Below are 10,547 nucleotides of genomic sequence, written 5' to 3' on the forward strand. Positions count from 1 at the left end.
AAAACCCTGGATAATTTATTAACTTACTTAAAATAACCTTTTCTTCCTAAAATCAAATGAAAATTGTTATATTTTGCTTTAGCTAGCCTATCGACCCTATCAGCCTTGACAATTGCTCCAGTTACTGGAAACGATATAGATACCGTATCGATCGATGACCAATAGTAATTTAACCCATAATAATATACAACAAAAATGGTATTATAATGCTTGGCATATATCGCAAACCAATGCTATTGGTAATCGTCGTTAGTGTATTGCCAACCGTTGTTTTATTGATCGTCTCTTATTTGCAGGCGATTGCCTATGCAAAGGGAAATTTAGAAGGCATCATCAAACTAGCAACGATTAAGACCGATCGACTATTAGAAGATGCGGATGCAATCTTACATCGCAGTAAAGTAGATCTTCAGAATGCAGATACTCAAACCTCAGTCAAGATTCTGCAACGACAAATCTATAATGATTTTCGCTTTCGAGAAGCAGGCATCATCAATACAAAAGGATTATTGACTCTGTCCAGTTTGGGAGTTATGAATGCGTCCGTACCTATATCTCCTATAAAGGCTCAATTTGACCCTAGAAATCCCGATCTGCAAATATTAGGACTGGGTAGAACCCAGATCATGCAGGAAAAATCCATTGTTTTGATGTTACAGGGTTCTGGAAAAATCAGCAGTATTTATCTGCTTGTCGATCCAGTCATTCTCACCAACTTTCTGGAGGCGATCCCCGATCTAGATTTAGGATCAAACGGCTTTATTGCCTATGTAGCAAGCGATGAACGTCTTCTCAGTGGAATTGGTTCTTTACCTCCAAACATTTATTCTGGCTTGCAAAATCCATCTTTTAAGACATTGCAAGTCACTCAATCGACTCGGAATGGCAGGATTACAATTGTGGGGGAGCTCGGTCGTAAGTGGGTATTGCGATATTGGTTACAACAATTGATTGTTGGTGTTCCGTTGAGTGTCTTCATTAGTGGGGTTTTAATCTATCTTCTTATCCGCCAAATACGTAAGCTCAACACACTAGATTATGAGTTAAGACGAGGACTTGCCCAAAAGGAGTTTGAGATTTATTACCAGCCCATTATAGATTTAGACACAAGGCAGTGCGTAGGCTCAGAAGCATTACTGCGATGGCATCACCCTCAAAGGGGACTTATTAACCCAGGTCTTTTTATTCCCATTGCCGAGGAAACGGGTTTGATCGTGCCGATGACTGAATGGCTGCTTAAAAAGGTGATTCAAGATCGGGCCATTCTAGAACCCTTGTTCCCATATCTGTACACCTCTGTGAATCTCTCACCCACTCAACTCAACATCGGTGATGTAGACCGCCTGATTCAGATACTCAAAGAAGCTAACAATCACGAGAAAGCCCAGATCACATTTGAAATTACCGAAAATAAACTGGTTGAGAAACAGCTGCAAGTCGTGCAGGATGCAATTGCTCGGCTCAAATTGTGGGGAGCGCGTTTTGCAATTGACGACTTCGGAACCGGATACTCAAATATTGCCTATTTACAAAGTCTTAACATCGATCAACTGAAGTTGGATCAACTATTTATTAAGGGGCTAGAATACGGCAATCAAATACCCCAGCTTGTAGATAGCCTGATCGATTTTGGAGATCGGGTTGGTTTAACCATCGTGGCCGAAGGTATTGAAACTGAATCACAATATCAGTACCTCAAAACGCGCAGGGTTCGTTATGGTCAAGGGTGGCTATTCTCTCGCGCCCTACCGTTTGCGGAGTTTGAGCAATTTCTTCAGACCCAAGCTCGCTAATTTTTTTATTTGGAAGTCCGTTAGTTAATTCTTGGCGATCGCTAACTTTTTTTTGAGAAGACTACAGAGATGCAGAGTACACAGAGTAAAGAGGAATTTTTTAACCAAAATTTTTACCTACTATATAAAACTTCAGCACTGTCAAATTCTGACTTTAGTCGCCTCCAGCAGCTTAACGCTGGCATAAATAGCATCAATATAAGGTGTGGGAATTTGAGTGAGTTTTCCCAATTCTGCCACCGCGCCAACAATCGCGTCTATCTCCGTAGCGCGTCCAGCTTCAATATCTTGTAACATTGAGGTTTTATGGGCACCAACATTTTCTGCTCCATTAATTCGCTGTTCCAAAGTGATGCCAAACTTAATACCCAAATTTTCAGCAATCGCTTGAGTTTCGGTCATCATTTGCAGTGCTAATTCACGGGTGAGGGGATAGCGGCAAATATCCTCTAGAGTAGCACCAGTCAGGGCACTGATGGGATTAAACGCCACATTACCCCACAACTTGATCCAAATTTCCGTGCGAATTTGATTGCGGATTGGTGCTTTGAATCCTGCCTGTTTTAAAGTCTGCGCCAATAATTGGATGCGTTCAGTTTTAGTACCGTCGATTTCACCGAGAGTAAAGCGATCGCCTTCAATATGTTTAATCACACCTGGTTCAATTATCTCAGTTGCCGGGTAAACTACACAACCGATAGCACGTTCAGCACCGATACTAGCTTCAATAATCCCATCTGGATCGACAGATTGAATCCGCGTACCTTCATACTCACTGCCATACTTGCGAAAGTACCACCAAGGAACGCCATTTTGGGCTGTCACCACAATTGTGTGAGCATCGTAGAGTGCTGGGAGAAAAGGTGCGATCGCAGATACACTGTGAGCCTTCACAGTTAAAATTACTACATCCTGTGTCCCTGCTGACTGAATATCACTCGTTGCCATCGGAGTAACAATTTGGCTGGAACCGTCTGCCATAAGTAACTTCAGCCCATTGTTTTGAATTGCCTCCAAATGAGAACCACGAGCAATCAGCGTCACTGCTTCACCTGCTAGTGCCAGTTTTGCCCCTAAATATCCACCAATTGCACCCGCGCCAACAATACAGATTTTCATTTTGTCAAAAGAATATGAGTCGTGGAAGACAGTATCTAGTACAACACGGCGTAAATAAACATACCATTAAAAAGCTGTTTAGAGCTTATTCTATAAAACTTTTGACTTTTGACTTTTGACTTTTGACTTCCGCCTTGCGGTACTGTACTTCGTGGTTGAATTCATCTTGGTTAGACTCAATATTTTAAAAAAATGTCGATCTGACAAATCCCAAATTATGTAGTAAGGCAATAGAACGGTGATTTTCTACATCAACGTCAGCGCGAAAATCAAGATTTTGGTATGTCTCAACTAAATAATTAATCATACACTTCACGGCTTCGAGCGCATAACCTTTTCCCCAAAAATTAGGGAAAAACACATATACAAGCATTGCACTATTATCTATAGTAATTGTTGCTTGAACGAATGGCACTAAGAAAAGCTCTAAGCTATGCTCCATAGAGATTACAGGCATTAATGCCATTCGGGTATGTTCAGATAGCTGCGATCGCTGTGGGATCTGGAAAAAAATACACCTGACCATGATGAGTTTGCGGCGATCTGTCAGGTTTTCCCAAAAGCATCACAGGTATAGAGGATTTGGGTTTTGCGATCGTAGCTGAAAATTGTATCAGGCCAGTGGAAGTTAGGCGAACTCACAAATTCAATTTCGTGTCCCTTGCCAATATCTATGCGATCGCCAGTTTTCACAATTCTTGGCGGATTGTGAAAACTGGCGTCTTCTCGCTAACGCTTTGCTAACGGCAGTTACTCTCCGTTGTAGCGACTGCCGTTACTCCAGACGTGTAGCACAATACTTCTTGATAACTCTGCATCAAGATATCAAAACATTCTTGACACAATACTTTTCGGCGTTGCTGAATCAAGGGATGATTCTTGTAGGGTGGGCGACACGAGAGCCCTGAAATACAAGGGACGGGCTTTTCGGCCCATCCCACAAAACTAGCAAAATCATCCCGCTTTCTCTGCAACGCCTACTTTTCTATGTCCAATTAATCTCTTTGGAACGGAAAGCTCTATCCCAATCGTTAGCAATCACCTCCATTATATTGATCATGCCTTCATACCCAAAATATGGCTTATCAACATAAGTTTCTCTGTTAGTGGGGCTAAATACATCAAAAGCAATTTTTATTCCTAGTTCCTCTGCCATGTATTTTTCCCATGCCGAGCCAATCACAGCATCAACATCAAACTCTTCTAAAGTCTGTTTTACCTGATAGCCATCTGCCGAAAATATTACGCGGGAAGTAAGACCGAGGCTGTGCAGTTCTCGCTCCAAAATTGAACGAGAATCAGGCATCGCCGAGCGAAATAATAAGACTTCCGGAATCATCTCCAATTCTTCAAAGAGCATTCTGACCAGTCCAATGCCAAGCGTCCCATCCGCAGAGATGGCAATTCTACAGTTACGATATCGGGGAATAATCATCAATGCTCGTTTGCGAAGTGTATCTACAACCATTTCTTCGCCTTGTTTGATGATTGGCTCTACTTTTTCTTCTATCTTAAAATGTGCCGCCAATGCCTTCAACCATCGAGTAGTGTTGTTTACACCTATTGGTAAAGGTATATCATCAAGGATGAAAGGGATGTCATGGGTCTGTTGCATTTTCCGAGCAAACTTATACCCAACATCATGACTGAGAACAATATTGGCGGTTGCTTCACCAGCTTGCTCTAGTTCTTCAAAGGAGGTATTATGAGAGAAGACCGTCTGTACTTTAATCCTTAAAGATTTTAACGTCTGCTTTACCCATTCCAAATCAGCCCACCAAGTAGGATTAAGATTTGCCTGTGGCGCAATGATATTTACAATCCTTGGCTTCCTGCCCCTTCTCTTGGTCTGCCTTTTTTTTATAAAAGGAAGTAAAGCCTCCAAACCCATTTCCAAGCCATCGTAAGCATTGCCTCGAAACCCACCAGCCATTAAAGGAACGAGTTTGGCTTTGATATCTGGCTGAAGCTGGTTGCACAATCCCGCAATATCTTCACCAATGATGTCTGCCGCGCAAGTCCCAACGACAAACATCACCTTAGAATCAAAAGATTGATCCGCCTCTTTAATCATCCCTTTGAGTTTCTCAGACGCTCCCATCACAATGTCTGACTCAAAAAGACGAGTACAACCTACTTTCCGCTTGGTGAAATCGACCTCATGAGCATCATACCCAGCTGCGACAGTGGACGCGCAACCCTGTGGAGACTGAATCACAATACTAACATCTTTAATACCAGCAACTGTAGTTGCAATACCTTCAAGGGCACAGCCAACTACTGGGTCTTTACTATGGTTACAATTATCAAAAGTCGTTTCAGCAGACATTTTTCCTCCTGTTTCTCTAAAGTTTGACTATGTAAAGGCGTTTCACGCAATCTGTAGCGACTTCTGCTTTGGCGTTTCTATGTTTCGTGCAACTTGTAATAGCTTCTGTCTTCCTTGTAAGAGCTTCCGCCTCGACGTTTCCGTGTTTCGCGCAGCCTGTAATAGCTTCCGTCTTCCTTGTAAGAGCTTCCGCCTCGACATTTCCGTGTTTCGCGCAGCCTGTAACAGCTTCCGTCTTCCTTGTAAGAGCTTCCGCCTCGACGTTTCCATGTTTCGCGCAGCCTGTAACGGCTTCTGCCTTGACGTTTCCGTATTTCGCGCAGCCTGTAACAGCTTCTGCCTTCCCTGTAGCAACTTCTGCCTTGACGTTTCCGTGTTTCGCGCAGCCTGTAACGGCTTCTGCCTTGACATTTTTGGCTTAAGCCTTGTCCGTATCAGTCTACGTAGGTTGGGGAGCCACTGCGTTGGGCGGCTCTGCCGACTTGTTCGCGCAGCGTCTCCCCTTGGGAGAAGCAAGTGGCGTTTGAGGAACGAAACCCAATATTTCCGAAGAGTTTGTTGGGTAACACTAAAGTTCTACCCAACCTACAATTTTCTGCGTGAGACAAATCCATACTTTATATTCAGCAAAGTCACATTTGCATTTATTACTCGTTCATACATTTTCCCCGTCTCTTCTCTGCATATACGGTACAATCAGGCATGTCTTGAGCTAATTTTCCGCTTAGTGATTGAGTAGATGCTAACCCGGAATTTTTAGGGAATACCATTTGCTTGGTTAAAGCACTCCGAGGTCTAAAGCCATATTGAAGTGCTGTTTTAATACACCTTGCGACCTTTAAGGCTCCGCGATAGCCAAATCTGGGACGATTTAAGATAGCATTTAAATCGACTACGGGAATATGGGGGAAACTCAAGGAAGAACCAAAATAAACTACCGATTCTGCATCAAGACCACCAATAAAATCTAGTAATTCATCTTCCGTTTGTTTCATGGACTCGTACTTGCCAAAGGCCAGTGTCCCTTTCGTAATCAGGATTTCCGGGTCTAACCCTGTTTCCAATAGGTAGTCTACACTGGTTTCTCGTGCTTCTGTACTCCAGGGATGGAAGTTATAGATTACTACACGCATCCCAAAATCACGATCCAACATGTGAGCAAGGGATAAGCACTTGATAGCATCATGTCCTTCGATAATCGCTAACTTCCCTTCTATATAACCCTTAGCTGCTTCAAATTCAGTCTTGATTGCGGCATATTCCTTTTCCATTAGGGCAGCCGCTTGTTCTTCCATGCCTAAATATTTTGCCGCCCCTTCGAGCCATTTTTCTGTAGCGGTAATTCCATAGGGAAGGATGGTAGAGTTTAGCGGAGTACCGAACTTGTCTGACATGGCTTTACCGATGGTATAGCCAAGATCCAAACATAAAGTACAGTTTACTGCCGCACTCGGTGCTTGCTTGAGTTCTTCTAAAGTACAGTCACCAGCGATGACACTGTGAACTCGTGCCCCCATTCCTTCTATCAATCGCACCAGTTCTTTAACATCAGTTTCGACTTCTGTTCTTTCAGGGCCCATCTTTGCGCCCACAATATTGACAGCATCGGCTAGTTGTGCTTTCCGCTCTGGAGTTGGCGGCTCCATAAAGTCTACGATTTGCCGAAATACGATATCAAATCCACTGCGATACTCCCCGGCAAATCCTTCACAATGTATCGTCATGATCTCAGACTGGATTTCGCCACGCGCCTTATTCACGACGTCATCAACACAGTCCCCAATAATACCAGACGCACAACTAGTGGCAACAACGATCGCATCTGGATGGTATTTTTCATTTACTTCTCGAATCGCGCCTGCTAATTCTTTTTCTCCACCAAAAATTACCGCTTTCTCACTCATGTTCGTAGTCACCACGGGTTCATAAGGTGAACCACTATTGCGGCTATTGGTCAGCTTGTATGCCCGCTTTACACCATAGGCACAGCCACTCGGCCCATGAGAAATGACGATCGCATTTTTAATCCCACTTAAAATCTTCGTTGCAGTCCAAAATTTACAGGGGCGGGTATGACTACCTTGTAAAGTGGTCTTAATTTTACCCTCTTTTGCCAAGCGATACAGTTCGCTCAAATTTCCGTAAAATACAACATTCTTATCTATACTTGTTGCAGTCATGATCACTCTCCAGTCTTTCTATAGCTTCTGTCTTCAGTACCCTGTGAGTCGTAAACCAGGCTACTGAGCCGCCCTCTGAAACTAATCAGTTAAACGGGTGCTGCCTGGTTTACAATTGACATAGGATTGCTAAGTATCGTAAAAATTCTGATGGAAATACCATCTAATCAGTTGGGGGTGGATGACAGAAATATCACTGCGGATAGATGCCATCCCCCATATACATCAGCTTTCTACCAAACGTTTAAGATCCACTCGCGCTCGTGCTTGTTCTCCATATCTGCAAACATGGTGTTAGCAATGGTGTCTGCTAGCCATTCTGCTCCTTTATAGCCAATAATGGGGTATTTCCACAGACCTGCCCGGTCAAAACTAGGAAAGCCAACCCGAACCATTGGAATCTTGTGATCGATAGAAATATATCGACCTTTGGAATGACCTAGAATCAAGTCGATTTCGAGGGATTTATCTTTAATGCGGCGCTCCAATTCCCAGAGGTCTGCATTCCAGATAACTTCGATATCACAGGCTGCTTGCTTCTCTAACGCGGCAATTCTTGGGTCTTTGCTGCTGGCTCTGTTGTCGTCTCCCAACAACATTAGCACTGGCTCTAACTCAACTTCTAAGCAGAACTCTGCTAGACCAATTACCAGATCGGGATCTCCGTAAATAGCTACCTTCTTGTTAGCGAAGAACATGTGGGCGAGGTCGGCGATCGCATCGATAGCCTTTCCACGTTCTCTGACTAAAGATTCTGGTATTGGTTTGCCAGTCAGTTTCTGGATATTTTGCAGCCAGACGTCAGTGTTTTTGATGCCAATTGGGGTTGGGCCAATGATTGCAGGAACCTTAAACTTCTCTTGTAAGAATTCAGCTGAGCTGCCTCCTTCATATTTGCATAAGGCAATAGTTCCCAACGCATTAGCAGAATCAGCAATTTCTTCAATGGTTGAATTCCCAAAGGCAAAACTTGTCTTATCGGGCATCGTGGGCGCATCGAAGGATTCTGTATCCACTAAGATGTTTGCTGGAACATCCATATCTTTTAAGATGCGCTTGATTTCTGTGACATCCCCAGGGTTAAGCCACCCAGTAATGAGGTTCAACTTGCCAGTTGGTTCGCCTTTTTTTGCCAGGGTAGAAATGATTGCATGTATGCCGACATTATAGCCACTGACCTGGCTACCTTTGTAACTGGGGGTATGCACAGGAACAAGGACAACCTTGCGATCGGGATAGGCCTGCTTTAACTGACCGTTGAGCTTGTTAATGGTTCCTTCGATATCGTCCCCAATCGTCTCAGTTGAACAAGTCGTAATAATTGGAATAATCCGTAAATCGGGATATCGTGCGACTAAGGTGTGTACAGCTTCCTCAATGCGTGGCTGTCCTCCAAGGACAGCGCTATTTTCATGGAGTGAAGAAGAAGCAATGTCAAAATTTTCCTTCAAATGCTGGGCAAACAACAGACGAACGAACATACTACACCCCTGTCCTCCATGCACCAGGGGAATACAATCTTTTACTCCAATTGCAGCATATTCAGCCCCAGCAGGCTGACAGGTAAATATAGGATTGATGATTCCCTTGCGTTCTTTCTGTTTTACAACTACAGACATTCTCTTGACTCCTATGTGGTAAAAAATTGCGTGATTTTGTTTAGCGTTGCTGAACGAAGATATGAATTGTCATTTTGAGCTTAAGAAAGTAGAGCAATGCCTGCGGCGAGCGATCGCTAACGCTTTACGCTACCAGGAAGTAAGTTACGCATACCGTCGATTACAGAAGAAAAGTAGAATTTAATTTCCTAAAAATCTTGGAAACTAGATGAGATGCCTCTGTAGTAAAACGGTACGCGGACACTATGCTTCTTGGGAATGTTTTTGGCGCGTAGCTCGTCGTAGATATCACTCTCTACCCTGTAAGAAAATTTCTGCACAAACACTAACAGGATGACAAGACTCTAATTCATACTCCAATTGAGCAACGCCGTTCGTTTGGTGAGGCAGTCCTTGGGGGTTTCCCCCAAGAAGAACTGCCGTTAGCTCAGCGTAAAGTCTTCGAGCTTCACTTAGAGCGACGCAGGAGCGTCACCCGGAGGGTTGAATTACCGATCTAATTGCTTTAATAAAGCGAATAATGCAATTCACCATTCTTCGACTTGGTTATTACAATATCGATCAGCATTGCCTTAACAGACTCCAGTACTGCCTTCTTTTGCGAGTTTTCCATGTTACCTAACCATGAAAACCTGATTTCTAGGTCAGCCGAAAGGATCTTCGCATCTGCATAGAAACCCCTGTCAATCAAGGTTTCTAGAACCACCTTTTCTCCAGTCAAGATTTGGGCGGCCATATTGAGAACACCATTGATGTTTTCTTCCCGATCCCATGCACGCGAGTGAAACTGCCACAAACACCGTTCTTGAATTAATTTCGTGACTTGTGCAGCTCGATCTTGAATGTATGACGCGATTTCGTTAGCTTGCTGTTGAACCTGTGGCGCAACTTCCTTAGCTTGCTGTTGAACCTGTGGCGCAGTTTCCTTAGCTTGCTGTTGAACCTGTGGCGCAGTTTCCTTAGCTTGCTGTTGAACCTGTGGCGTAATTTCCTTAGCTGGCTGTTGAACCTGTGGCGCAGTTTCCTTAGCTGGCTGTTGAACCTGTGGCGCAGCTTCCTTAGCTGGCTGTTTGGCCTGCGGCGCAGCTTCCTTAGCTGGCTGTTGAACCTGCGGCGCAGTTTCCTTAGCTGGCTGTTTGGCCTGTGGCGCAGTTTCCTTAGCTGGCTGTTTGGCCTGTGGCGCAGTTTCCTTAGCTGGCTGTTTGGCCTGTGGCGCAGTTTCCTTAGCTGGCTGTTTGGCCTGTGGCGCAGTTTCCTTAGCTGGCTGTTGAACCTGTGGCGCAGCTTCCTTAACTAGCTGTTTGACCTCGGAAGTGGTTTCCTTAACTAGCTGTTTGACCTCTGAAGTGGCTTCCTTAACTTGCTGTTGAATTAAAGAAACGACATCCTCAGATTGGCCTTTGGCAGCTTTACCGTTGCCATTACCATTGGTACTTACCGGATTTTGCTCATCACGGATATCAATTTGAGCCAACTTCATCAAAGGAGAATAGATGGCATTGTACAT

Annotated in this window: 9 protein-coding genes and 1 pseudogene; 2 read left to right on the plus strand and 8 right to left on the minus strand. The window is 44.0% G+C overall.

Annotation, left to right across the window (positions count from 1 at the left end):
- Positions 1-206: 206 nt before the first annotated feature.
- Positions 207-1,793, plus strand: a complete 1,587-nt coding sequence (locus HWQ58_RS13995) for an EAL domain-containing protein (RefSeq protein WP_292863218.1) — start codon at positions 207-209, stop codon at positions 1,791-1,793.
- Positions 1,794-1,934: 141 nt separating this feature from the next.
- Here HWQ58_RS13995 and HWQ58_RS14000 read toward each other — a convergent pair whose 3' ends face one another.
- The 7 genes and pseudogenes from HWQ58_RS14000 to vnfK all read right to left on the minus strand — a co-directional run bounded on the left by HWQ58_RS14000 (position 1,935) and on the right by vnfK (position 9,040).
- Complete coding sequence (locus HWQ58_RS14000; protein ID WP_292863221.1) at positions 1,935-2,912, minus strand: 2-dehydropantoate 2-reductase; 978 nt, start codon at positions 2,910-2,912, stop codon at positions 1,935-1,937.
- A 184-nt stretch (positions 2,913-3,096) separates the two neighbouring features.
- Positions 3,097-3,438 carry a GNAT family N-acetyltransferase gene (locus HWQ58_RS14005; RefSeq protein ID WP_292863224.1) on the minus strand — a complete coding sequence of 114 codons (342 nt, stop codon included), beginning with the start codon at positions 3,436-3,438 and terminating at the stop codon, positions 3,097-3,099.
- A 29-nt stretch (positions 3,439-3,467) separates the two neighbouring features.
- Positions 3,468-3,623: pseudogene (locus HWQ58_RS14010) on the minus strand (hypothetical protein); the annotation flags it as partial.
- Between the two features lie 274 nt (positions 3,624-3,897).
- Entirely contained in the window at positions 3,898-5,241 is a 1,344-nt protein-coding gene (locus HWQ58_RS14015; protein WP_292863231.1) for a nitrogenase component 1, read from the minus strand.
- Positions 5,242-5,675: 434 nt separating this feature from the next.
- Positions 5,676-5,825 (minus strand): hypothetical protein, encoded by a 150-nt coding sequence (locus tag HWQ58_RS14020; protein WP_292863234.1) that lies wholly within the window; start codon positions 5,823-5,825, stop codon positions 5,676-5,678.
- Positions 5,826-5,888: 63 nt separating this feature from the next.
- Positions 5,889-7,421 (minus strand): nitrogenase component 1, encoded by a 1,533-nt coding sequence (locus tag HWQ58_RS14025; RefSeq protein WP_292863237.1) that lies wholly within the window; start codon positions 7,419-7,421, stop codon positions 5,889-5,891.
- A 233-nt stretch (positions 7,422-7,654) separates the two neighbouring features.
- On the minus strand, positions 7,655-9,040 hold the full coding sequence (gene vnfK / locus HWQ58_RS14030; RefSeq protein ID WP_292863240.1) for a V-containing nitrogenase subunit beta: 1,386 nt from the start codon (positions 9,038-9,040) through the stop codon (positions 7,655-7,657).
- A 46-nt stretch (positions 9,041-9,086) separates the two neighbouring features.
- Here vnfK and HWQ58_RS14035 point away from each other — a divergent pair, with 46 nt between their 5' ends.
- Entirely contained in the window at positions 9,087-9,224 is a 138-nt protein-coding gene (locus HWQ58_RS14035; protein WP_292863243.1) for a hypothetical protein, read from the plus strand.
- A 321-nt stretch (positions 9,225-9,545) separates the two neighbouring features.
- On the opposite strand, the gene vnfG is transcribed toward HWQ58_RS14035, so the two are convergent.
- A partial coding sequence (vnfG, locus tag HWQ58_RS14040) for a V-containing nitrogenase subunit delta (RefSeq protein WP_292863246.1) occupies positions 9,546-10,547 on the minus strand: 1,002 nt, incomplete at its 5' end.

This window comes from Nostoc sp. LPT (genome assembly GCF_017115165.1).
Lineage (GTDB): Bacteria > Cyanobacteriota > Cyanobacteriia > Cyanobacteriales > Nostocaceae > Nostoc.